Below are 24792 nucleotides of genomic sequence, written 5' to 3'. Positions count from 1 at the left end.
ATGAAAAATCTCGCACTCTCCCCGCTCGCAACCAACACTCAAGAAACCGTCATGGAGACGATCATGAAACCCCTGTCATACGCCAGGCGCGGCGCGCGCTGGCTGATGGCGGCCGGTATCGCGGTCGCCATGTTCACCCCTGTGGCAAGCCACGCCGAAGATGCCGTTTCGATCACTCCGGAACTGCGGCTCGACCTCGACAATTCCAAAATCGTCAATCCGAGGCCGGAGCGGGCGGTGCCCTTCTTCACCAAGAAAGGCACCCAGCGGAGCTGCGACTATGTCGTCTACTCCCTGAGCTTTGGCCTGCGCGGCGATGCGCAAGCCTTCGCCGACCTGACAGCCCTGCTGAAAACGCTCAAGATCGAGTTCAAGGACCAGCTTCCACACGGCCTTTCTATCGTCAGCGCGAATGTGTCGGGCGACGGCACGGACGCTTCGGGCGGACCATTGCCCGGCGTTTCGATCAGCACCTCGGCCGGTCCGAACGATACGGCAACGGTGTCCGATTTCCGGCTCTCCGCCGCCGATCTCGACGGCGCCGGTGCCGCCAATGAACGCGTCATCAATTTCCAGATCACCGCCAAGATCGACCATGCGGCGTTTCCTTCGCCGACCGTGATCGACAACCAGGGTGTGATCAAGGTCAGCAACGGAGCCGGCCCCGGGACCATCATCCCGTCGCAAGATCCGGGCAAGCCCGACGATGGCGACTACAAGACCGGGGCCAAGACCTCGATCAAGATCGACCTCACCAACTGTGATAAGCGGCCACCGCCTCCCGACCGGGAATGCTTCAAGGTGGAGCGCGGCACGGTCGATTGCGTGCCCGGCGGCGGCGCCTTCATCTACCATATGCCGGTCGGCCCGGAGATGGGCGGCAAATGGGTGCAGGTGTCGACGACCGCATCAGGCATCGCCATCATCCCCGACACCCAGCTGGTGCCGGCGGGCGGCGGTGTGCTCAACTGGAAGATCGTCGGTGCCTCGCCCGGCGACGTCATCCACCTCATCGTCACCGGCATCGAAACCTATGCCGGTCCGAAGGAAGGCTGGGGCCTGTGCTGCACGCAGACGATCGACATCGTCATCCCGCGTGACCTCAGATGCCCGCCCAAGGACAAGGAGCCGGACCTCAAGGTCGAGAAACGCGCCGACGTGACGCGTTGCACGATGGGCGGCGGCTGCGATTTCACCATCAAGGTCACCAATGTCGGCGCCGGGCCGTATCACGGCAAGATAGTGCTCGACGAGGTGACGCTGCCGGCCGGCTCGACACTCGATTCAGGGCCAAATCCGCCCTGGGTCTGCGTACCCGGCACCACCCCGATGATTTGCACCCATCCGGTGACCACGCTCAATCCGGGAGCCTCCGTCGACCTCAAGCTCGGTTTCAAGCCGGCCGGAGGCTGGCAAGGCAGCGTCTTGCGCAACTGCGCCACCTATAATTACGGCGCCAGCGGCAAGCCGTTTTTCGGCAGCCAGTCGAACGACCGTGGCTGCGCCTCGATCCCGATCTGCCGGCGTGGTGACCGTGACCGCGACTGCCGGCCGCCGGTCGAAAAGAAGGTCGACCTGATCCTGAAGAAGCGCGCCCGAACCGAGGTCTGCACCGCCGACGGCATCTGCACCTTCGTGATCGACATCATCAACAACGGCACATCGACCTATAACGGGCCGCTGACGGTGACCGACAGCTATCCCGGCGGCGCGCCGTCCTCCTCGACCTTCGGGCCGAGCCCGCCCTGGACATGCGGACCGAACGGACCCGGCCAGTTCCGCTGCGACAATGCCGGCATCTCGCTGCCTGCGGGCGCCTCGACGCCGATCTTCGTCAAGGCGGTCATGCCGGCCGGCTACCAGTCGGACACGGTGGAGAACTGCGCCGCGGTGAAGCCCATCCCCGGTGAAAACGATCTCACCAACAACAAGGCCTGCGCCAAGGAACGCTTCCGTCATCCCAATGGCGGCAAGTCGACCCTGCGCATCACCAAGGTGTGCAACGGTTCGCTCGCCGGTGCCGCGGTCATCTCTTGCCGAATCACCGTCATCAGCCTTGGCACCGCTGCCCCCACCGGCCCCGTGCGGGTCAACGATGCCGCCACGCTGGTGGCCGGCGGCGCGCCCGTCCAGATCCAGACCGTCACCCCTGACGGCGCTGAGTGGGCGTGCGGACCGGTTCCGGCCAATGCACTGTCATGCCAGATTCCCGGTGCCGTCATGACACCCGGAACCAGCCGCCACTTCGACGTGACGGTCTCGGCCAATGGCGCGTTCGAAAACTGCGCGCGCGGCTCCTATGGGCCGGCGCCGGGCGACGACGTCGTCTATCCCTTTGGCCAGGCCTGCGCCAAGGGCGGCGGTTCTTCGACCATCCGTGTCGAAAAGACCGGCGACCGCGAATGCAGGCTCGGCCAACCCTGCTCGTTCGAGATCGCCATCACCAATGACGGAGCGACCGCCTTTTCCCGGCCGGTCCGTATCGGCGATGCGATCGGCGTGGAGGGTCTCGGCAGGCTGGAAGGCGTTGAGATCACGTCGATCGATCCGCCCTTCGGCTGCTCGCCGGAACCGGCAACCTTGCCTGCGTCCTGCGTTGCCAACCTGACGCTCGGCGCCGGCGAAAGCCGGGTGCACCATGTCACCGTGGTCATTCCCGACGACGGTCGCCTGGGCAATCTGCAGGGCAATGTCAGCGGCCAGAACTGCGTCGGCGTGCTCTCTCCCGACACACGGGTGCAGGGCGGTGGCGACGTGCTTGGCGGCGATCAGACAAATGTGCAGGGCGATCGCGGCAAGGCCTATGCTTGCCATCCCTTCACCATCAGCCAGGAGACGAAGAAGGAATGCTCGCAAGGCTTCGTCATGAACGACGCCGGGCGCTGCGTCTGCCCGGAAGGCACCACCTTCCGCAACGGCCAGTGCACCGGCGGTGGTACCAATATTCTGCCAACGCCGCCGCCGCCGAAGCGCTGCGTGCTGCTCGAAGGCCAGATCCGCACCGAGGACGGACGTTGCGTCTGCCCACGCGGAACCGGGCTCGAGAATGGCAGATGTGTCAGGACCGACAAGCCCGAGCAGTGCACCATCCGCGGTCAGGTCCACAATGCGGATGGCGATTGTGTGTGCCCCAGGGGAACCGAGATCAGGGGCAATGCCTGCCGCCCGATCCAGCCAAAGCCTGAGCAGTGCACGATCCGTGGCCAGGTCCACGACGCCGACGGAGACTGTGTCTGCCCGAGAGGCACCGAGGTGCGCAATGGCGCCTGCCGCCCGATCCGGCCGAAGCCTGAGCAGTGCATCATCCGTGGTCAGGTTCACGACGCGGACGGAGACTGCGTCTGCCCGCAAGGGAACGAGGTCAGAAATGGCGCCTGCCGCCCGATCCGGCCAAAGCCTGACCAGTGCACCATCCGTGGCCAGGTCCACGACGCCAACGGCAATTGTGTCTGCCCGAGGGGTACCGAGGTGCGGGGCAATGCCTGCCGGCGCAAGCAGCCGACACAGGAGCAATGCGACATACGCGGCCAGGTCCACAACAAGCGCGGCGAGTGTGTCTGCCCGCGCGGCACCGAGGTGATCAACGGCGCATGCCGCAGGCAGGAGGTGGAATGCGCACCGGGCTCGCAGATGATCAATGGCCAGTGCCAGCCGATCATCAGGAGGCGCTGCCCGGAAGGCACGATCGGGCGGTATCCGAACTGCCGGCCCGTCCGCGGACAACCGTCGCTGGAGCTCAACCCCGGCCTGCTGCTGCAGCAGGTCCTGCCACGGCGCAGGCCGCAGGTCGAACAGCAGCAGGATCAGGTTCCAGACAGGATCCTGAAGCTCCAGCAGCAATAACCACCTGCTCGACACGAGACCAAAAACCCGCCGGAGCAATCCGGCGGGTTTTTCTTCGTAGCTTTGGGGCAAGCGGGAATTGGCCGCACCATGATCGCGAATAACGGCACGCACCCCAGCCTGCGCGCCGACCGCGCCTGCACCCTCGACAAGTCGGCTGTGGCGCATTAGGCAGTCGGTAGGGTGGCCAACGAGAAGGACACTCGGAAAGGCCGCATCCATGAGCAGAAAGACCCTGATTGCACCATCGGTGCTGGCATCGGATTTTTCGAGGCTCGGCGATGAGGTCGAAGCAGTTGCGGCGGCCGGCGCCGACTGGATCCATCTCGATGTTATGGATGGGCATTTCGTGCCCAACATCACCTTTGGCCCGCCGGTGATCAAGGCGATCCGCAACCGCACCAAGGCCTTCTTCGACTGCCATCTGATGATTGCCCCGGCCGATCCCTATCTGGCTGCTTTCGCCGAGGCCGGCTGTGACGGCTTGACCGTCCATGCCGAAGCCGGCCCGCATCTTGACCGGTCGCTGCAGACCATCAGGAACCTTGGCAAGAAGGCCGGTGTGTCGCTCAATCCGGCGACGCCGGAAAGCGTGGTCGAATATGTGCTCGACCGGCTCGACCTGATCCTGATCATGACCGTCAATCCGGGCTTCGGCGGTCAGGCCTTCATCCCGGCGATCGTCGACAAGGTGAAGCGGGTCAAGGCCCTCATCGGCGGCCGGCCGATCCGCATCGAGATCGACGGCGGTGTTTCAGCCGAAACCGCACCGCTGGTCACCGCTGCCGGCGCCGACGTGCTGGTGGCTGGCGCCGCCATCTTCAAAGGCCGCAGCGTCGAAGCTTATCGGCAGAACATCCAGGCGATCAGGACGGCAGCCGACGCAGCCGGTTGACCTGCGCTGTCCCCGCCTCCAGCCCGACGTGCCGGCTAAGGTTCTGGTGCCGGGCGCGGTTTTTGAAGGTCTGATGCGCAACAGCATCGGATCTGAGCGGCAGCCTGATTCGGTCTCAAGGTCCGTCGTCCATGCCCAAAGCAGACAGTTGATTTCGCGCGAATACAAAAGAACAAAAAGAACAGATTCTCCTGCGTGCATACAAAACATGTTAAGTTCCCGCAGGTTGTGGAAATGCGCGGAATTACAGCATTGAAATCCGAAATGCCGCATATTCCTTTGTGCTAAAGTACAATGACGTGATCTTCTGCTTGAGCAGGCGAATCCTCGCGCTGTATGATACAAGTACGAGACGGCGAATGCTTTCGGACTCGAATCGCTCAGGACAAGTCCTGGGAACAAGGAGTCGCTTTGACATACGGAGCTGCCAATCTGAACGACGACGCTGCCGGACCCAAGAGCACGCTTGCCACTACGGTCTATCAGCAATTGCGGGACGATCTTCTCGGTGGTGTTCTTGAGGCGGAAAGTAAGCTGCGGGTCGAATGGGTGGTCTCCAAATATGGGGCCGGCGCTTCACCTGTCCGCGAGGCTCTCAATCGCCTCGCCTCGGAAGGCCTTCTCGGCCGGCACGACCAGCGCGGCTTCTTTATCATGCCGGTCAGTGCGTCGGAACTCGAGGAGTTGACGCGCACCCGCTGCTGGCTCGAGGAGCGGGCGCTTCGCGAATCCATCGCCCACCGCACCGCCGAATGGGAAGAACAGCTCGTGCTGGCGCTGCATCGCCTGGGGCGCGCGTCACGTCTGGCGCCGCAGAATCTCTTTTCGCTCAATCCCGATTGGGAGAGGCTGCATCGCATCTTCCACAGGGTGCTGATTTCGGCCTGCCGGTCGCAATGGCTGGTGGGGTTTTGCGACCAGCTCTCCGATCATGCCTATCGCTACCGGCAAATGGCCAATGATGGCGAAGGCGTCCAGCGCGACGATTTCGGCGAGCATCGTCGGATCGCCGAATGTGCCCTGGACGGCAATGCCGACGGTGCCGTCGAGGCGTTGATCAACCACTACCGGTTGACTGCCGCCATGTGCATGAAACGCTTCGAGCAGGACGAGGAAACGAAGCAACTCGCCGGCAAACGCGCTCGGCGATAGCAGTCGTTTCCTGGCGGGCTCGTGCGCTCGTTTCTTGCTCGCAATCTGCGCCGAGCGCGGCGGGGGTGAACCGCTGCGGGCGGGCTTGACGGCGCGGCCAAGAACCGCGAATTCTCGCCGCCGAGGCATGCCGCGACAGGCGCATGCTCAGCGCCGCAGGGAAGTCTTCATGAGCAATCATCTGTTCGATGCGTTCCGGTCCCGGATGCCGGCGCCAGCGCGCTTGCTGATGGAAACCGATGATGGCCGCTCGCTCACCTATGGCGATATGCTGGCCCGCTCGGCGCAGCTTGCGCATGCGCTCTTGCAACTGGATGTCGAACCCGGTGACCGCGTTGCCGTGCAGGTCGAGAAGAGCCCGGAAGCGGTCATGCTCTATCTCGCCTGCCTGCGAGCCGGCGCCGTCTTCCTGCCGCTCAACACCGCCTACACGCTGGCCGAGCTGGAGTATTTCTTCGGCGACGCGGAACCACGCCTGGTCGTCTGCGATCCGGCAAGAGCGGCCGACATCGGCGCGCTGGCGGAAAAGACGGGCGCCGTCACCGTCACGCTCGGCCGCGACGGCCGGGGATCGCTGACCGACCAGGCCTCGCGGCTGCCGACGGATTTTCATGACGTGGCGCGCGGGTCGGATGACCTCGCGGCAATCCTCTACACGTCGGGAACCACCGGCCGTTCGAAAGGCGCCATGCTCAGCCACGAGAACCTTGCTTCGAACGCGCGCGTGCTGGTCGAGCACTGGCGTTTCACTGGAGACGACGTGCTGATCCACGCATTGCCGATCTTCCACACGCACGGCCTGTTCGTCGCCACCAACGTCGTCCTGATGGCCGGCGCCTCGATGCTGTTCGAGCAGAAGTTCGATCCGGCCCGCATCGTCTCGCTGCTGCCGCGTGCCACCGCTCTGATGGGCGTGCCGACCTTCTACGTGCGCCTGCTGCAGCAGGATGGGCTGGACCATGAGGCGGCGAAAAACATCCGTGTGTTCATTTCCGGTTCGGCGCCGCTGCTGGCCGAGACGCACAAGGCTTGGCGCGAGCGAACCGGCCACGCGATCCTCGAACGCTACGGCATGACCGAGACCAACATGAACACCTCGAACCCCTATGAGGGCGAGCGGCGCGCCGGCACCGTCGGGTTCCCCTTGCCCGGCGTCACGCTTCGCATCGCCGATCCAGACAGCGGCGCAGCGCTTGCGCGGGGCGAGGTCGGCATGATCGAGGTGAAGGGCCCAAATGTTTTCGGCGGCTATTGGCGCATGCCGGAGAAGACCAAGGCGGAATTCCGCGCCGACGGTTTTTTCATCACCGGCGATCTCGGTATGATCGACGCCGACGGCTACGTCCACATCGTCGGCCGCGGCAAGGATCTGATCATATCGGGTGGCTACAATATCTATCCGAAGGAACTCGAAAGTGAGATCGACGCGCTCGACGGGGTTAGCGAAAGCGCCGTCATCGGCGTTGCCCATCCGGATTTCGGCGAAGGCGTCACCGCCGTCGTCGTGCGGGCGCCGTCATCGCAGATCACCGGCGCCGAAATTCTCGGCTCCATCGCCGAGCGCGTGGCGAAATACAAGCACCCGAAGCGGGTGATCTTCGTCGATGAGCTGCCGCGCAACACCATGGGCAAAGTACAGAAAAACCTGCTGCGCGATACCTACAAGGACATATACGCACCATAGTTGCGCGGTGCCTGGGGCAAGGGCGCCTTACTCCTTGCGCGGCCTTTCGGCCCGACTGCCGGAGCCCCACAAGGCGCGCTTCAGCAGGTTGCGCTTGCGTGGGGCGAGGTTGATGTCGCTGACAAGCTTGGCGCCGCCCTCGCGCCGTTCGAGGGTGATCTTGCGGCTGTGGAAGGCTTCCAGCTCGGCCCGGTGCGCCACGCTGATGATGGTGACATCGGGCAATTCGCGGATCACCGTCGCCATCATGGTGTCCTGGCTCTTCTCGTCGAGCGCCGAAGTTGCTTCATCCAGCACGACGATATCGGGCCGGTGCAGCAGCAGGCGCGCGAAGGCGAGACGCTGCTTTTCACCGCCTGACAGCGTCTGGTCCCATGGCGCTTCTTCCTTGATCCTTTCGGCAAGATAGGCAAGGCCGACCTTGTCCAGGGCGGCCTTGATCTGTTTGATCGTCCACTTGTCCGCGGCCGCCGGATAGGCGACCGCGCGGCGAAGAGTACCCGAGGGGATGTATGGGCGTTGCGGCAGCATGAACAGTCGCCTGTCTGCGTGGAAATTGACGCCGCCGCCGCCCCATGGCCACAGGCCAGCAATGGCCCGCACCAGCGTCGACTTGCCCGAGCCGGATTCGCCAGCCACCAGCACACGCTCACCCGGTTCGATCGCAACCTCGGTTTCCTTGACCACCGAGGTGCCGTCGTCGAGCGTGACGGAGAGATCGTCGAGGCTGAGCATCGCACCGTCTTCGGTTTCGCCGTGCTGGATGCGTCCGAGCGCGTCGCTCTGCTCCGCACGCTCGAGTCCATCGAGCGACATCATCAGCGAGGCGATGCGCCGCGCCGAGGCGTTCCAGTCGGCCAGACGCGGGTAGTTGTCGACCAGCCATCCGAACGCGCCCTGCACGATGGCGAAGGCGGAGGCAGCCTGCATCACCTGTCCGAGCGACATCGAGCCTTCGAGGAATTTCGGCGCGCAAAGCAGGACCGGCACGACCGGCGCAAACAGGCTCGATCCCTGCGACACCAGCGCCGTGCGCATGTGCTGGCCCGTCAGCAGCGCCCATTGCCTCAGTACATGGCCGAAATTCCTGTCGATGCCACTGCGCTCCTCTTCCTCACCGCCCAGCAAGGCGATGCTCTCGCCGTTTTCGCGCACCCGCGTCAGCGTATAGCGGAATTCGGCTTCCGCCTGGTTCTTCTGCTCGGAGAGCCGGACGAAATGACGGCCGATGACCACCATCGACGTGGAGGTGATGGCGGCATAGATGACCGCGGTGATGACGAGGAAGCCGGGAATGGTCAGGTTTTCGCCGCCGATCGGCAAAGTGAGCGCGCCGCCGATCGTCCACAGCACCACGATGAAGGTCGAGGCTGACAGGAAGGCGTTGAGGACGCCGGAGATGAAATCGACGGGTGATTCGGTGGCGATCCGCAAATCCTCCGTGAGGCGGGCTTCGGGATTCGAATGGTCGCCGGCGACGAGGTTCAACTGATAGTAGCGGCCATTGGCGAGCCAGCGTGCGATGACGGCGGTGGTCAGCCAAGAACGCCAGCGGCGCTGGATTGTCATGCGCAGATAGACCTGCGCGACCACAAGGCCCGCGTTTCCAGCCACGAGCGGCAGGAATATGGCGCTGAGCCCATAGACGGTGTGGACGTTGCGTTGCTCGATGGCGTCGAAGAACGCGCGGTTCCAGACGTTGATCCCGTATTGAAAGCCGACATTGACGCAGATCAGGATCAACAGCCCGATGGTGAGCGGCCAGGCAAGCCCATCGCCGCGCCGGGCCCAGTAGCCGCGCCCGCTGATCCAGAAACGCCGTAGCAGGTATTTCCTGCGCGCCTGCTCGGCCTCTTCGGGCGTCAGTTGTGGATCGGGCTCGACAGCCTCCGGCGGCGGCCCCGGCTGGCCGTCGACCTCCGGCGTAGCTTCGGCAGCCGACAGCTTTTTTTCGCGCAAATCCTCGTGGCGCGGCCTCTGGTCACGCGGCGCTTGCTGTCGCGGCTTCAAGGCACCGCGCGGTTTGATGCCGTCGGCCTGTTTCAATTTGGGTTTCGCCTCGGACATACGCTCCGACAACGACCTCAAAATCAAAAGGTTTCATGACGTCAGCCGACTTGAACCTGAAATCAACGCGTAGTGTCGGAACCGGCCGTGAAAACCTTTTCGCCGCCGATCCAGACGCCCTTGGTGTCGAGATCGTCCGACAGCGCGACAATATCCGCAGCCGTGCCGTTGGCGAATCGGCCAAGGCGATGCGACTGGCCGATTGCTTGCGCCGGATAGAGTGAGGCCATGCGCAAGGCCTCGGAAAGCTCGACTCCCACGACGCGGTGGATGAAACGAACGGCCGAGATCATATCGAGATCGGCGCCCGCCAGTGTTCCATCGGCGAGCCTCAGGCTGCCATCCCTTCGATAGATGGTGCGGCCGTTGAGCGTGAACGACGTCATGTCGGTGCCGATTGTCGCCATGGCGTCGGTGACCAGCACGATCCTGGCCGGTCCCTGCTTGGCGCGCAGCGCGATCTTGATGGTGGCCGGATCGACATGGATGCCGTCGGCGATGAGACCGGCCGACAAGGTGCCGATGTCGATGGCGGCGCCGACCAGTCCGGGCTCGCGATTGCCGATCTGGCTCATCGCATTGAACAGATGGGTGACCATCGAGGCGCCGGCCGCGGCAAAGGCGCTGGCGGTGGCATAGCCGGTATCGGAATGGCCAAGGCTGACGATGATGCCTGCCCTGGCGAGTGCCGCGACGCGCGCCGGCTCGACGGATTCAGGGGCAATGGTGGTGAGCAGCACCGGTAGTTTTTGCCGCGCGGCGATCAGCATCGCCTGGTCGGCATCCGTCATCGGCCGGATCAGCGCCGGATCATGCGCGCCCTTGCGGATGATCGACAGATGCGGGCCTTCGAGATGCAGCCCGAGAAACCCAGGCACCTTCTGGCGCGCCGCTGCCTCGCCGGCGGCGACAGCGGCGGCCGTGATTGCAGGCGTGTCGGTGATCAGCGTCGGCAGCAGCGCCGTCGTGCCGAAGGGCGCGTGCGCGCGGCAGATGGTTTCGATCGAGGCGACATCGGGATGGTCGTTGAGCATGACGCCGCCGCCGCCATTGACCTGCACATCCACAAAGCCCGGCGTCAGCGTACCGCCGCCGGTGTCAACGACGCGGATATCCGAGGGGATAGCGCCGGCGGGCAAAATGGCCTCGACGAGACTGTCGCACACGACAAGTGCGTGGCCTTCATGCCAGTCGTCGCCGTCGAAAATCCGGGCGCCAGTCAGGGCAAAGCGATCGCTCATACTGTCTCCGTCACCTTGCGAAGATTGCGCGGCGTGTCCGGGTCGAGACCGCGATGGCGGGCAAAGGCCTCGACGAACATGTAGAAGGAGACGATCAGCGTCAGCGGGTCAGTCAGCGGGTGACCGGTGGCGACATGCGGCAGGCGCACGGCTCGTTTGGCAAGCGCGGAGGTGACGAACACCGGCGCGCCCTTGGCCGCCAGGCTGTCGGCGGCCTCGGCAATGGACGGCTCGGAGGCGTCGCGCGCGGCCAGCGCCAGCACCGGAAAGTCGGGGCCGATCAGCGCCAGCGGGCCGTGCATGACTTCGGCGGCGCTGTAGGCCTCGGCATGCATGCCACAGGTCTCTTTGAATTTCAGCGCTGCTTCATTGGCCATCGCCGCCGACGGTCCGCGGCCGAGGATGAACAGCGACTTCTGCTTCTCGATCGTCTCAGAGAGCACGCTCATCCAGTCGCAGGCGATCGCCTTGCCGAAATGCTCCGGCAGGCGGGCAAGCGCCGCCAGCAGCGCATCGTCGCCGGTGGCATGCGCCATCAGAGCGAGGCCGGCGACGGCCGAATTGATGAAGGTCTTGGTCGCCGCCACGCTGCGCTCGGGGCCGGCCAGGATATCGATCGCATAGTCCGAAGCACGCGCCAGCGGCGAATCGGCGGTGTTGGTGATGGCGACGGTCAGCGCGCCCCCCGCCCGCGCGGTTTCGGCCATGGCGACGATATCGGGGCTCTTGCCCGACTGCGAGATCGCCAGGCAGGCCGAGCCGGCAAGCCTGAGCTTGCGGCCATAGATGGAGGCGATCGACGGGCCGACCGATGCCACGGCCAGGCCCGCGGTCAGCTCGACGGCATATTTCATGAAGGTGGCGGCATGGTCGGACGAGCCGCGTGCCACGGTGACGACGAACTGCGGGTCGCGCTCGCGGATGCCGCGCCCGGCCTCGGCCAGCACGGCGCCGGAGCCGTCGAGCAGGCGGGCGACGGCCTGCGGGACCTCCTCGATCTCGCGCCGCATATGGGTCATTTCTGCCGACATGGTCGGCTCTGTCGTGCTCATGGTCGGCCCTCTTCGCTCGGCCCTGTCAGCCGCAGTTCGGCGACGAAATCATAGGCGTCGCCCCGGTAGATGGAGCGGGTGAATTCGATCACCTTGCCGCTCGCCAGATAGGAAATGCGTTCGATGTGCAGGCCGGCAATACCTGGCGGCACTTCGAGCAGGCGCGCGTCGCTGTCGCCGAGATTGGCGGCGGAGATGCGCTGCACGGCGCGCACCGGCCGATTGCCGGTCAATTCCAGCGCGGCGTAGAGCGAGGAACCTATATCGGCCGGGTCGGGCAACACGCTGGCCGACAGCGAGGCGCGTTCGATGGCCAGCGGCGTGTCGTTGGCGATACGCAGGCGCGCCACCCGCGCCACCAGTTCGCTCGACGACAGGCCGAGCACCATCATCTCGTCCGGCGAAGGTGCGTAAAGGCCGCGGTCGAGCCATGCCGAACGCACCGCCATACCACGCCGCGCCATGTCCTCGGTAAACGAGGTCAGCCGCGACAGCGACTGTTCGACACGCTCCATGCGCGGCGCCACGAAGGTACCGGAGCCGTGGCGCTGCACAAGGATGCCGCCCTTGACCAGGTCCTGCACCGCCTTGCGCACGGTGACCCGCGAAATATCGGCCTTGGTGGCGATGTCGCGTTCGGAGGGCAGCGCGTCGCCCGGCCCGATCAGGCCGCGATTGACCGCGTCCTCGATGCTCTTGCGCAGCTGCAGATAAAGCGGCGCGCCGCTTTGCGCCTGATGTTTCAGCGTAGCGAAGATCTGGTCGGCGGCCTCGCTCATCGAGTTGCCTCCGCGTGTCCGGCGAAAAGGCGGACCGCCATCTGCACCGCGCCGCCCAGCGCGTCGTCGAGCGGCGGCTTCAGCAGCGCCCGGTAGCGGGCAGACAGGCGCGGCGCGTAGAGCGGCGCCAGCCCGCCGAGCAGGCACAGCGGCGCGTCGTCGGCGAGATCGAGCGCACCGAGCGAGGCTTCGACATCGGCGACCACCCTGTCGAGAATCCAGTTGGCGACGCTGTCGCCCTTCTCGGCGTGTTCGAACACCTTGGGTGCGAAGCCGCCGAAATCGCCGGGCTTGGCATTGGTGGTGAATTCGACGACGTCCTCCGGGTTGTTGCGGAAGACGGCCAGCATGCTCTGCGTCAGCGGCGAGCCCGCGCGGACGCCGTCATAGGCAAGCAGTGTCTGTTCGAGCAGGTCGCGGCCGATACGGGCGCCGCTGCCCTGGTCGCCAACCTGGAAGCCCCAGCCGCCGATAGCGCGCGATTTGCCTTGTCTGCGCGCCATATAGGCGGTGCCGGTGCCGAGGATCGCCATGGCGCCGTCACCGGAGCCGACAGCGCCTTCCAGTGCGATCTCGGCGTCGGTCTCGACGCGGCTGATGCTGAACGGCAGGATCGCTTCGAGCTGCTGCCGGTAGGTGCCGACATTGGCGCCGGCAAGGCCGAGAATTGCGGGCGTTCGCGGGATCAGTTCCGGATCCTGCCCGGCGGCAAGAAACGCCTGCCGTGCGGCCTCGACGATGTTCGAGCGGGCGCCGGTCAGGTCGGTGCGGATGTTGGCGGCGCCGCTTTTGGCGCGGCCGATCACCGTGCCGTCCACCGTTGCCAGGGCGGCCCTGCAGCTGGTGCCGCCGCCATCGATTCCGAGCACGAAATTCACGTGATTTCTCCTCCGGGCGGATAATACCAATAAAATACCAATAGCCAAGGGTTAATTTCCGTTTCAAAAAGATTAAGCCGTATTTTATTGAAAAATCTGCGTATTTCGTCGGCTCCGCGATTCACGGCCAGCGAATTCGTTAATGCGTGTGGACAAGTGGTATTTTTTTGGTATTGTTCTGGTATTGGAGGAACCGGGATGGCCGAAACGCGCACCGAAGCGCTTCACAAAAATGCCGAGGGGCTGGATATCCAGCCTCCGGACGCCATCCTTTCCTATTTGGCCGATGCGCAGATCGAAGCCGCCAAGGTCGTGCGGCATGCCATTCCATCCATCGCCAGGGCGGCCGAGATCATCGCCGGCAGGCTGAAGAGCGGCGGCAAGCTTGCCTACGCCGCGGCCGGCAGCTCAGGCCTGATGGCGCTGGCCGATGCGCTGGAGCTGCCGGGCACCTTCGGCATTCACCGCGACCGCATCGCCATCCTGATCGCCGGCGGCGACGACGCTTTCCGCACGCTGGCCGGCGGGCCGGAAGACGATACCGAGGAGGCCGCGGCGGCGGTCGCCGAGGCCGGCCTCGGCAAGGGCGACTGCCTGATCGCCATTTCCGCCAGCGGCACGACGCCCTATGCCGTGCGGGCCATCGAGGAGGCGGCGCGCCGCGGCGCTGCCACAATCGGCATCGCCAACAACAGGGACTCTGCGCTGCTGCGCCAGGCACAAACCGCCATCCTGCTCGAAACGCCGCCGGAACTAATCGCCGGCTCCACGCGCATGGGCGCCGGCACTGCCCAGAAGATCGCGCTCAACATGCTGTCGACGCTGACCGCCATCCATCTCGGCCATGTCCATGACGGCTACATGGTCAATCTCATGGCCGACAACATCAAGCTGCGCGACCGCGCGGCGCGTATCGTCGCCGCCATCAGCGGGCGCGGCACGGACGAAGCGGCCCGCCTGCTCGAAAAGAGCGGCGGCGCGGGCAAGACCGCCATTCTGCTCGCCGCGGGCGCCGACAGCACTGACGCGGCGCAGAAGATACTGGAAGAGGCCGGCCAGAAGTTGCGGCCGGCCCTTTCCGCTATAGAGGGGAGCAAGGGCTCAAAAGCCTCTGTTCTCATCAAAACCGAACCTGAAAAAGGTCAACAGGGAGACTGAGCATGACAACGAAACTACTGACGGCACTGCTTTTGGGCACCAGCATTCTCGGCTCGGCCGGGGTTGCCTATGCCGACGACGTAACGCTCAACATCGAAAGCTGGCGCGGCGACGATCTTGCCATCTGGAAAGACAAGCTGATCCCGGCTTTCGAAGCCAAGAATCCCGGCATCAAGGTGGTGTTCGCGCCGTCGGCTCCGACCGAATATGACGCGGCCCTCGGCGCCAAGCTCGCCGCCGGCTCGGCGGGCGACCTGATCACCTGCCGCCCGTTCGACAAGTCGCTCGAGCTGTTCAAGAAGGGCAACCTTGCCGACCTCTCGGCGCTGCCCGGCATGGAGAACTTCTCGCCCGTGGCAAAGTCCGCCTGGCAGACCGACGACGGCAAGGCGAGCTTCTGCGTGCCGATGGCCTCGGTCATCCACGGCTTCATCTACAACAAGGACGCCTTCGACAAGCTCGGCATCAAGGTGCCGGAGACCCGCGACGAGTTCTTCGCCGCGCTCGACAAGATCAAGGCCGACGGCACCTACATCCCGATGGCGATGGGCACCAAGGATCTCTGGGAAGCCGCGACCATGGGCTACCAGAACATCGGCCCCAACTACTGGAAGGGCGAGGACGGCCGCGCGGCGCTGATCAAGGGCGATCAGAAGCTGACCGACAAGGACTGGGTCGCGCCGTATGAGGAACTGGCCAAGTGGAAGCCCTATCTCGGCGACGGCTTCGAGGCACAGACCTATCCGGACAGCCAGAACCTGTTCACGCTCGGCCGCGCCGCCATCTACCCGGCCGGCTCGTGGGAAATCGGCCTGTTCAACACCCAGGCGCAGTTCAAGATGGGCGCCTTCCCGCCGCCGGTCGAGAAGGCCGGCGACACCTGCTACATATCAGACCATACCGATATCGGCATGGGCCTGAATGCGGCTTCGAAGAACGCCGATGCAGCCAAGACCTTCCTGTCCTGGGTCGCCTCGCCCGACTTCGCCACCATCTACGCCAACGCACTGCCGGGCTTCTTCAGCCTGAACTCCTCGCCGGTGAAGATGGAAGACCCGCTGGCGCAGGAATTCGTCTCCTGGCGCGGCAAGTGCAAGTCGACCATCCGCTCGACCTACCAGATCCTGTCGCGTGGTACGCCGAACCTCGAGAATGAGACCTGGGTTGAATCGGCCAACGTCATTAACGGCACCGATACGCCGGAAGCCGCGGCCAAGAAGCTGCAGACCGGTCTCGACAGCTGGTATCATCCGGCCAAGTAAGAGCTCAGGCAACGGAGCCGGCCGGGCGTGCCTGGCCGGTTCCGGACTACCTCATTCAGAGTTCGCCTATTTAGCTATTTAGATAGCGATTGTCGGCACCGCCTCCCGGCCTTACCCTCTCTTTTTGGGGAAGGCTAGCTGATCAGTCGCAGGCCTTTGTTCTTGCCGCATCGGGCAGGAATGTTCGGGCCGTGGCATCGAGGCATCATCTAGATCGATACCCTTTGGAACCGAGAGACGGCGGGGACCGAACTCATGGCCGCAGATATCAGACCGAAAAGACCGTTCCGCTGGCATATAGGCGTCTTCCTGGCGCCGGCGGTGCTCGTCTACACGGCAATCATGATCCTGCCGCTCGCTGGCACGCTGCAGCTCTCGCTGTTCCGCAACATCGAGCAGCACCAGGTCTTCGTCGGGCTGGAAAACTTCCGCATGCTGTTCGGCGATCCCAACTGGTCGGTGGGTTTCTGGAACGCGCTGAGGAACAATGTCTGGTTCTTCATCATCCACATGATCGTGCAGAACCCGATCGGCGTCATGCTGGCCGCGCTTCTGTCCAGCCCGAGACTGAGGTTCGCGGCCTTCTACCGCACGGCGATCTTCGTGCCGACCATCCTGTCCTTCGTCATCGTCGGTTTCGCCTGGAAGCTGATCCTGTCCCCGCTGTGGGGCGTGGCGCCGCATCTGATGGATCTCGTCGGCCTGAAAAGCCTGTTCACGCCATGGCTCGGCAAGGAGCGATATGCGCTCACCGCACTCAGCCTGATTTCGGTGTGGCAGTTCGTCGGCATCCCGATGATGCTGATCTACGCTGCCCTGCTGTCGATCCCCGAAGAGGTGATCGAGGCCGCCGAATGCGATGGCATCACCGGTCTGGCGCAGTTCTGGAAGATCAAGCTGCCGCTGATCCTGCCGTCGATCGGCATCATCTCGATCCTCACCTTCGTCGGCAATTTCAACGCCTTCGACCTGATCTACACCGCGCAAGGCGCGCTCGCCGGGCCGAACTATTCGACCGATATTCTCGGCACTTTCCTCTACCGCGCCTTCTTCGGCTTCCAGCTGCAGGTCGGCGACCCCAATATGGGCGCGGCGATCGCCACGATGATGTTCCTGATCATCCTCGGCGGCGTCTGCGTCTACCTCTTCCTCGTGCAGACGCGCCTGCGTCGCTACCAGTTCTGAGGGGCAAGAGATGAGCACTGCCACCCGTTCCGTGCCCCGCACCATCGGCGCCCACGCGATCCTGCTGACCTACACGGTGATCGCGCTGTTTCCGGTGATCCTCGTCATCATGAATTCGTTTAAATCCCGCGCCGGCATCTTCGGCGCGCCGCTGACGCCGCCGACGCCGAAAACCTTCGACCTGATCGGCTACACGACCGTCATCGGCCAGGGCGACTTCATCCACTATTTCCAGAACAGCCTCGTCGTCACCGTCGCCTCGCTGTTCTTCGTGCTCTTGTTCGGCGCCATGGCGGCCTTCGCCCTGTCGGAATACCGCTTTCGCGGCAATTCGCTGATGGGGCTCTATCTGGCGCTCGGCATCATGATCCCGATCCGGCTGGGCACCGTCGCCATCCTGCAATTGATGGTGGCGAGCGGGCTGGTCAACACGCTGACGGCGCTGATCCTGGTCTACACCGCGCAAGGCCTGCCGCTTGCCGTCTTCATCCTGTCGGAGTTCATGAAGCAGGTGTCGGACGATCTGAAGAATGCCGGCCGCATCGACGGCCTGTCCGAATACACCATCTTCTTCCGGCTGGTGCTGCCGCTGGTCAGGCCTTCGATGGCGACCGTCGCCGTCTTCACCATGATCCCGATCTGGAACGATCTGTGGTTCCCGCTGATCCTGGCGCCGTCGGAGGAAACCAAGACCGTGACGCTCGGCGCGCAGCTCTTCCTCGGCCAGTTCGTCACCAACTGGAACGCCATCCTGGCGGCGCTGTCGCTGGCGATCATGCCGGTGCTGATCCTCTACGTCATCTTCTCGCGGCAGTTGATCCGCGGTATCACCTCCGGAGCGGTGAAGTGAGCGGCGGGGAAGAGGCTATCGTACAGGCCCTCGTCGAGACAGCGAGCCACTATGGATTCCGGGGCGTTCGCGCCAGAAATTTCTACCGAGAGTGGCCGGAGACGATCTGTGTGCTGAACCTTCAGAAGTCTTCCTGGGGTCCGCAATTCTATATCAACGCTGCTGTCTGGTTTGTGCGGCTTGGGCCGGAGCGCCGGCCGAAGGAATACAATTGTCACATTCGTTGGCGCGTCAATTCCCAGATGGAAGACGAGCAGTCGAAAGCGTTCGAGCAGGCGCTCAACCTTGAGCATCCCTTGCCTGATGATCAGAGGCTTTCACTGATCAAGGACGGAGTTGATGCCTATGGCTTTCGACTTTTGTCCCGGTGTGACAGCGAAGAAGCAGCCCTGCGGGTCGCAGATGAATGTGAGCCACAGGTGATGGTGGCTCTCGCAGCCCGCAGTCAAGAAAAGGCGAATTGAAATGGCCCAACCTCTTCGCGTCGTCGTCGCTGGGCTTGGCAATATGGGTCGCAGCCATGCGCTGGCCTACCATACCAATCCAGGTTTCCAGATCGCGGCGCTGATCAATCGCTCCGACGTGCCGTTGCCGGAAGGGCTGTCGGGTTACGGCATCAGGCGCTCCTTCGATGAGGCATTGCGCGAGGAAAAGCCCGATGTCGCCTGCATCGCCACCTATTCCGACAGCCATGCCGACTATGCGGTGAAGGCGTTCGAGGCCGGTTGCCACGTCTTCGTCGAGAAGCCGCTGGCAACGACGGTGGCCGACGCCAGGCGCGTCGTCGCGGCGGCGAAGGCCAACGGCAGGAAGCTGGTGATCGGCTACATCCTGCGCCATCACCCGTCCTGGATCAGATTGATCGCCGAAGCGCGCAAGCTCGGCGGTCCCTATGTCTTCCGCATGAACCTCAACCAGCAATCCTCGGGCCACACCTGGGAGACGCACAAGCAGTTGATGCAGACGACCTCGCCGATCGTCGATTGCGGCGTGCACTATCTCGACGTCATGCTGCAGATCACCGATGCGAAGCCCGTGGAAGTGCGCGGCATGGGCGTGCGGCTGAGCGACGAGGTCGCGCCCTCGATGTACAATTACGGCCATTTGCAGGTGCTGTTCGACGACGGTTCGGTCGGCTGGTACGAGGCCGGCTGGGGGCCAATGATTTCGGAAACCGCCTTCTTCGTGAAGGACGTGATCTCGCCCAATGGCTGCGTGTCGATCGTCATGAAGGAAGGTGTGAAGTCGGATGACATCGACACCCACACCAAGACCTCCACCATCCGGCTGCACAATGCGGCGACCGGCGCGGACGGCAAGTTTCTCAAGGCCGACGAGATGCTGTCGATGGCAGGCGAACCCGGCCATCAGGACCTCTGCGACCTCGAACAGGCCTTCGTGCTGAAGGCGATCCGCGAGGATCTCGATCTCACCAAACATATGGACGACGCGGTCAAGTCGCTCGCCGTCTGCCTTGCAGCTGACGAGAGCGTGCGCAGTGGCGCCGCCGTCAAACTCTAGAACAGGGACGAAGCCGTGGGCTCGCTGAACATCGAGAACGTGAAGAAGGCCTTTGGGCCGGTCGAGGTGCTGAAGGGCATCAACCTCGAAGTGAACGACGGCGAGTTCGTTGTCTTCGTCGGCCCCTCCGGTTGCGGCAAGTCGACCTTGCTCAGGGTCATTGCCGGACTGGAGGACTCGACCTCGGGCCGCGTCGTCATCGATGGCGCGGACGTCTCGGCCACGCCGCCGGCCAAGCGCGGCATCGCCATGGTGTTCCAGACTTATGCGCTCTACCCGCATCTGACGGTGAAGAACAATATGGGCCTTGGCCTCAAGCAGGCCGGCACGCCGGCCCCGGAGATCGAGCGCCGCATTGGCATCGCCTCGTCGATGCTGTCGCTGGAACCCTATCTCGAAAGGCGGCCAGCCGAACTGTCCGGCGGCCAGCGCCAGCGTGTCGCGATCGGCCGCGCCGTGGTGCGCGAGCCCAAGCTTTTTCTCTTCGACGAGCCATTGTCGAACCTTGATGCCGCACTGCGCGTCAACACGCGGCTGGAGATCGCGCAGCTGCACCGCCGGCTGAAGGCGACGATGATCTACGTCACCCACGACCAGGTCGAGGCGATGACGCTTGCCGACAAGATCGTGGTGCTCAACGCAGGGAAAATCGAGCAGATTGGTGGCCCGATGGAGCTCTACAATTCGCCGGCAAATGAGTTCGTCGCCGGCTTCATCGGCTCACCGAAGATGAATTTCGTCGACGGTGCCAGGCTCGGCGAAACCGCCAAGACCATCGGCGTGCGGCCGGAACATTTGACCGTCGATCCGAAGTCCGGCGCCTGGAAGGGAACGGTCGTTCACGCCGAACATCTCGGCGCCGACACCAACCTTTATCTCGATTGCGAGAAGGCCGGTCTGATTACCGTGCGGATTTTTGGTGTTTATGATGCAGAGCCAGGGGCGACGCTTTATGCGACGCCGGAGCCGGGGAAGACGTATCGGTTTGGCGCGGATGGGAAGGTGTTGAAGTAGATACACCGACGCTCCTTTCCTCTCCCTCCGGAGGGGGGAGAGGTGGCGCCGCGAAGCGGCGACGGAGCGGGGGAAGCCGGTGCCCCGAGCACAGTCGCCGAAAAGCAAGCACGACCCAGTGAGCGCCTAGTCTCTCGCCGAGCAGTCGACCCCCACTCCGTCGAGCTTCGCTCGACACCTCTCCCCCGATCGACGGGGTAGAGGAAGGGCGCCAAGCCGTCTTCGCTCCTTCAGGAGCCCACAAGAGCAGAAGGTAAGAGCTCCTGCCTAAACGTCCGCCTTGAACGTCTGCTTCTGCTGGCCCAGGCCCTCGATGCCCAGCTCCACCACATCGCCGGCCTTCAGGAACACCGGCGGCTTCATGCCGAGGCCGACGCCGGGCGGTGTGCCGGTGGAGATGATGTCGCCGGGGTGCAGCGACATGAACTGGCTGAGATAGGACACCAGATATTTGACGCCATAGACCATGGTCTTGGTCGAGCCATTCTGCATCGTCTTGCCGTTGACGGTCAGCCACATTTTGAGGTTCTGCGGATCGGCGACCTCGTCCTTGGTCACCAGCCATGGGCCGGTCGGGCCGAACGTGTCGCAGCTCTTGCCCTTGGTCCACTGGCCCTGCCGCTCGGCCTGGAAGGCGCGTTCGGAGACGTCGTGGGCAACGCTATAGCCGGCGACATAGTCGAGCGCATCGGCCTCGCTGACATATTTGGCGGTTTTGCCGATGACCACGGCCAGCTCGACTTCCCAGTCGGTCTTCTCCGAGCCGCGCGGGATCAGCACGTCGTCATCCGGCCCGACAATGGCCGAGCTTGCCTTCATGAAGATGATCGGCTCCGGCGGCACGGTGGCGCCGGTCTCGGCGGCGTGGTCGGAATAGTTGAGGCCGATGCAGATGAACTTGCCGGTGCCGGCAACGCAGGCGCCGAGGCGCGGGCTGCCGGAAACCGCCGGCAGCGACTTCGGATCGAGCTTGGCGAGTGCTGCCAACGATGCCGGATCGAGTGCCTTGCCGCCGATATCGGTGACGTGAGCGGAGAGATCACGGATCGTTCCATCCGCATCGAGCAGGCCGGGACGTTCGCTTCCCACCTCGCCATAGCGCAGCAGTTTCATCTAAATCCTTCTCCTGATTGCGGCCTCGCGGCCTTTTGCAAACTTTCCGCCAAGGCGATTGCTCCTTCAAGGAACCGGCGGACCGTACCCACCGACCTGACTACGGACAAGCGCGATCGCCATACAAGATAGCCGGCGCGCGGGATTTTCAGACTGTTCGATCCCCTGTTGAACGCCGGCAACGGGCCAGATCGTCCGGCTCGCGCAAGATTTCCGCAGTCAGATCGACCAGCCGCCGTCGATATTGTAGGCCTGCCCTGACGTATAGGTGGCGCCGGCCAGATAGACGGCGAGATCCGCTATCTCCTCCGGCGTGCCGAGCCGGCCCATCGGCTGGCGGGCGATGAAGGCGGCGCGGGCGGCATCGTAGTCGCCTTGCGCGTGCATGCGGTCCTGCAGCGACGGGCTCTCGACCGTGCCGGGGCAGATGGCGTTGCAGCGTATGCCCTTGCCGACATAGTCGGCGGCGATCGCCTTGGTCAGGCCGATGACCGCGGCCTTGGTCAGGCCATAGACGAAGCGGTTGGGCACGCCCTTGGTCGAACTGGCCAGCGAGGCCATGTTGATGATCGAACCGTCGCCGCGTTCCAGCATGCCGGGCAGCACGGCCCGGCTGGTGCGGATCATGGCGCGCACATTGAGGTTCAGCGCGAAATCGAGATCGGCGTCCTTCATCTCCAGGATCGAGCCCGCATGGACGAAGCCGGCGCAATTGAACAGCACGTCGACGACACCGATCTCGGCAAAGGCGGCGTTGACGGCTTCGTCGTTGAGCACGTCCAGCTTGCGGGTCTTGATCCCTGGCGTCTTGGCGAGTTCCGCCAGCAGGGCCTCGTTGATGTCGGTGGCGTAGACGATGGCGCCAGCTTTTGCGAAGGCCAGTGCGCTCGCCTTGCCGATGCCTTGCGCCGCTGCCGTGACGACAACGACCTTGCCTGCCAGATCCGCCATACTGTTCTCCTCGTCCGCTTGGGTCATCCGCATTTACTGGCGGCTGGCCAAGGCGTCATGTGCCAGTCGCGCGCGATCATGCGGCCTGCGCCGTTGCCGGTTCACAGATAAAGATGTTTTTTCTCGTTAAAGAACATCTGTCCGGGCGTCAAGCCCGAACGCGATCACCGTCGCAATAGCCCTCTGGGCTCAATCGCCGTAAGGCACCCAGACATTCTTGACCTCGACGGCGCGGCGCAGGAAAGCATCGCCGGCGGCTTCGTCGGATGCCCAGTCGAGGCTGCGGCCATTGCCGCTCCATACGCGCTTGAGGTTGCCGATGGACTCTGCCTCCGCCTTGGCGCAGGTCTCTGCGTCGGCGAACACCCACAGCCCGTCGACATCGTCATGCTTGGCCAGCACGCCGGCGAGTTCGGCGCTGCGACCGGTGACGATGTTGATGGCGCCTGAGGGAATGTCGGAATATTCGATGACCTGGTAGAGATCGGTCGCCAGCAGCGGATAGCGCTCCGAAGGCACCGCGACCACGGTGTTGCCCATGGCCAGAGCCGGTGCGACCAGCGAGATCAGGCTAAGCAGCGGCGAGGCATCAGGTGCTACGATGCCGACGACGCCGACCGGCTCGTGAAGCGCCAGGGTCACGGCACGTGCCGGCGGCTGGTGCACGCGGCCGTCGAACTTGTCGGCCAGACCGGCATAGAGGAACAGCCGTTCGATGGATTGTTCCACTTCTTCCCGCGCGGCCTTGGCGGTCGCACCCGTAAGCTCGGTGAGGCGGGCAGCAAACTCGGTCGCGCGGCCCGAGAGATTTTCGGCCAGATAGTAGAGCACTTGGGACCTGTTATAGGCGGTTGCCTCGGGCCAGCCCTTGCAGGCGCTGGCGGCGGAGACGGCATCGCGGATATCCTTGCGGCTGCCGAGCCCAACTTCGCCGGCAAGCTTGCCCTTGGCGGTGGCGATGGCGAGTGAATAATTGCCGTCCGGCCGTACCTGCTTGCCGCCGATGAACAGTTTTGCCGTGCGATCAATCGTGTCGCCGTCAGCCTGCTCGACTGGCTGTGCGGAGATCGTCGCCGGCTTGATGACCGGGCCGAGCGGCAATTTTGCCGTGAGATATTCGAACATGCCTTCGCGCCCGCCTTCGCGGCCGAATCCGCTCTCGCGGTAGCCACCAAAACCACAGGAAGCGTCGAACATGTTGGTGCCGTTGACCCAGACCACGCCGGCCTTCAATTGCGGTGCGACGTGCAGGGCAAGGTTGACGTTCTCGCTCCACACCGAGGCGGCGAGGCCATAGCGCGTGTTGTTGGCGAGTTCGATCGCTTCCTCAGTGTTGCGGAAGGTCATGGTGGCCAGCACCGGACCGAACACCTCTTCCTGTGCGAGAATATTAGCCGGCGAAACACCTGTGGCGAGCGTCGGCAGATGGTAATAGCCGGAAGACGGCAGCGCCGCATCCGGCTGCCAGCAGACGGCGCCCTGTCTGGCGCCTTCGGCAACCAGGCCCTTGACGCGGTCAAGCTGTGTCAAGTCGACCAGCGGGCCGATATCGGTGTTCTTGTCGAGCGGGCTGCCGACGCGCAGCCGGCTCATCCGCGTCTTGACCTTGGCGATCAGGGCGTCGGCTATGCCTTCCTGCACCAAGAGCCGCGAACCGGCGCAGCAGACCTGGCCCTGGTTGAACCAGATGCCGTCGACCAAGCCTTCGACCGCGCTGTCGAGATCGGCATCCTCGAAGACGATGAAGGCCGATTTGCCGCCGAGCTCGAGCGACAGTTTCTTGCCCGAGCCGGCGGTTGCCTTGCGGATGATCTTGCCGACCTCGGAAGAACCGGTGAAGGCGATCTTCTGGATGCCGGGATGGTTGACGATGGCCACGCCGGCCTCAGGGCCGCCCTGCACGATGTTGACGACGCCTTTCGGCACGCCGACGCGTTCGCAAATCTCGGCGAACAGGATAGCGGTCAGCGGCGTGAACTCGGCCGGCTTCAGCACCACGGTGCAGCCGGCGGCGAGCGCCGGCGCGATCTTCCAGGCCAGCATCAGCAGCGGAAAATTCCAGGGGATGATCTGGCCGACGACGCCGACGCCCTTGTGGCCGGGGAAATCCCTGTCCAGCGCCTGCGCCCAGCCGGCATGGTGGATGA

19 protein-coding genes are annotated in these 24792 nt (G+C 64.1%); 11 read left to right on the top strand and 8 right to left on the bottom strand.

All coding sequences use genetic code 11. From position 1 onward, the window contains the following. The 4 genes from EN943_RS01085 (at nucleotide 1) to EN943_RS01070 (ending at nucleotide 7574) form a co-directional block, all read left to right on the top strand. Nucleotides 1–3843 carry a hypothetical protein gene (locus EN943_RS01085; protein WP_127411165.1) on the top strand — a complete coding sequence of 1281 codons (3843 nt, stop codon included), beginning with the start codon at nucleotides 1–3 and terminating at the stop codon, nucleotides 3841–3843. 220 nt (nucleotides 3844–4063) lie between these two features. After that, nucleotides 4064–4738, top strand: a complete 675-nt coding sequence (rpe, locus tag EN943_RS01080) for a ribulose-phosphate 3-epimerase (protein WP_127411164.1) — start codon at nucleotides 4064–4066, stop codon at nucleotides 4736–4738. Between the two features lie 411 nt (nucleotides 4739–5149). Continuing rightward, nucleotides 5150–5890, top strand: coding sequence for a GntR family transcriptional regulator (locus EN943_RS01075; RefSeq protein ID WP_127411163.1), 741 nt, complete (start codon nucleotides 5150–5152; stop codon nucleotides 5888–5890). A 169-nt stretch (nucleotides 5891–6059) separates the two neighbouring features. Next, a complete protein-coding gene (locus tag EN943_RS01070) occupies nucleotides 6060–7574 on the top strand; it encodes a malonyl-CoA synthase (protein WP_127411162.1) in 1515 nt (504 codons plus the stop codon). 27 nt (nucleotides 7575–7601) lie between these two features. Here the strand turns inward: EN943_RS01070 and EN943_RS01065 are convergent, their stop codons facing one another. From EN943_RS01065 to EN943_RS01045, 5 genes are all read right to left on the bottom strand, one after another. Beyond that, nucleotides 7602–9641 (bottom strand): ABC transporter ATP-binding protein/permease, encoded by a 2040-nt coding sequence (locus EN943_RS01065; protein WP_127411161.1) that lies wholly within the window; start codon nucleotides 9639–9641, stop codon nucleotides 7602–7604. Between the two features lie 62 nt (nucleotides 9642–9703). Further along, nucleotides 9704–10882, bottom strand: coding sequence for an N-acetylglucosamine-6-phosphate deacetylase (gene nagA / locus EN943_RS01060; RefSeq protein WP_127411160.1), 1179 nt, complete (start codon nucleotides 10880–10882; stop codon nucleotides 9704–9706). After that, nucleotides 10879–11913 carry an SIS domain-containing protein gene (locus tag EN943_RS01055; RefSeq protein WP_164778035.1) on the bottom strand — a complete coding sequence of 345 codons (1035 nt, stop codon included), beginning with the start codon at nucleotides 11911–11913 and terminating at the stop codon, nucleotides 10879–10881. The genes nagA and EN943_RS01055 overlap by 4 nt, the downstream gene beginning before the upstream one ends. Before the next feature lie 17 nt (nucleotides 11914–11930). Further along, nucleotides 11931–12713, bottom strand: coding sequence for a GntR family transcriptional regulator (locus EN943_RS01050; RefSeq protein WP_027040192.1), 783 nt, complete (start codon nucleotides 12711–12713; stop codon nucleotides 11931–11933). After that, complete coding sequence (locus EN943_RS01045) at nucleotides 12710–13591, bottom strand: N-acetylglucosamine kinase (protein WP_127411158.1); 882 nt, start codon at nucleotides 13589–13591, stop codon at nucleotides 12710–12712. The genes EN943_RS01050 and EN943_RS01045 overlap by 4 nt, the downstream gene beginning before the upstream one ends. Before the next feature lie 198 nt (nucleotides 13592–13789). Here EN943_RS01045 and EN943_RS01040 point away from each other — a divergent pair, with 198 nt between their 5' ends. The 7 genes from EN943_RS01040 (at nucleotide 13790) to EN943_RS01010 (ending at nucleotide 20581) form a co-directional block, all read left to right on the top strand. Then, nucleotides 13790–14749, top strand: a complete 960-nt coding sequence (locus tag EN943_RS01040; protein WP_127411157.1) for an N-acetylmuramic acid 6-phosphate etherase — start codon at nucleotides 13790–13792, stop codon at nucleotides 14747–14749. Between the two features lie 2 nt (nucleotides 14750–14751). After that, nucleotides 14752–16011: an ABC transporter substrate-binding protein gene (locus EN943_RS01035; RefSeq protein ID WP_024502146.1), complete on the top strand. Its 1260-nt coding sequence runs from the start codon at nucleotides 14752–14754 to the stop codon at nucleotides 16009–16011. A gap of 255 nt (nucleotides 16012–16266) precedes the next feature. Further along, nucleotides 16267–17196, top strand: coding sequence for a sugar ABC transporter permease (locus EN943_RS01030; protein WP_127411156.1), 930 nt, complete (start codon nucleotides 16267–16269; stop codon nucleotides 17194–17196). 10 nt (nucleotides 17197–17206) lie between these two features. Further along, entirely contained in the window at nucleotides 17207–18046 is an 840-nt protein-coding gene (locus EN943_RS01025; protein WP_127265686.1) for a carbohydrate ABC transporter permease, read from the top strand. Then, the gene (locus EN943_RS01020) at nucleotides 18043–18510 is read left to right on the top strand and encodes a DUF4304 domain-containing protein (protein WP_127411155.1); all 468 of its coding nucleotides are present in this window, start codon (nucleotides 18043–18045) and stop codon (nucleotides 18508–18510) included. Before EN943_RS01025 ends, EN943_RS01020 begins: the two co-directional genes overlap by 4 nt. Nucleotide 18511: 1 nt before the next feature. Next, nucleotides 18512–19567: a Gfo/Idh/MocA family oxidoreductase gene (locus EN943_RS01015; RefSeq protein ID WP_127411154.1), complete on the top strand. Its 1056-nt coding sequence runs from the start codon at nucleotides 18512–18514 to the stop codon at nucleotides 19565–19567. 15 nt (nucleotides 19568–19582) lie between these two features. After that, on the top strand, nucleotides 19583–20581 hold the full coding sequence (locus EN943_RS01010; RefSeq protein WP_127411153.1) for an ABC transporter ATP-binding protein: 999 nt from the start codon (nucleotides 19583–19585) through the stop codon (nucleotides 20579–20581). A gap of 267 nt (nucleotides 20582–20848) precedes the next feature. Here the strand turns inward: EN943_RS01010 and EN943_RS01000 are convergent, their stop codons facing one another. From EN943_RS01000 to EN943_RS00990, 3 genes are all read right to left on the bottom strand, one after another. After that, nucleotides 20849–21694, bottom strand: coding sequence for a fumarylacetoacetate hydrolase family protein (locus EN943_RS01000; RefSeq protein ID WP_024502142.1), 846 nt, complete (start codon nucleotides 21692–21694; stop codon nucleotides 20849–20851). Nucleotides 21695–21913: 219 nt separating this feature from the next. After that, nucleotides 21914–22645: an SDR family oxidoreductase gene (locus tag EN943_RS00995; protein ID WP_127411152.1), complete on the bottom strand. Its 732-nt coding sequence runs from the start codon at nucleotides 22643–22645 to the stop codon at nucleotides 21914–21916. A 189-nt stretch (nucleotides 22646–22834) separates the two neighbouring features. Continuing rightward, a partial coding sequence (locus EN943_RS00990; protein ID WP_127411151.1) for an aldehyde dehydrogenase family protein occupies nucleotides 22835–24792 on the bottom strand: 1958 nt, incomplete at its 5' end.

The organism is Mesorhizobium sp. M7A.F.Ca.US.006.01.1.1 (assembly GCF_003997935.1).
GTDB lineage: Bacteria > Pseudomonadota > Alphaproteobacteria > Rhizobiales > Rhizobiaceae > Mesorhizobium.
Note: the sequence above shows the minus strand (reverse complement) of the source record. Positions and strands in the feature narration are given on the sequence as shown.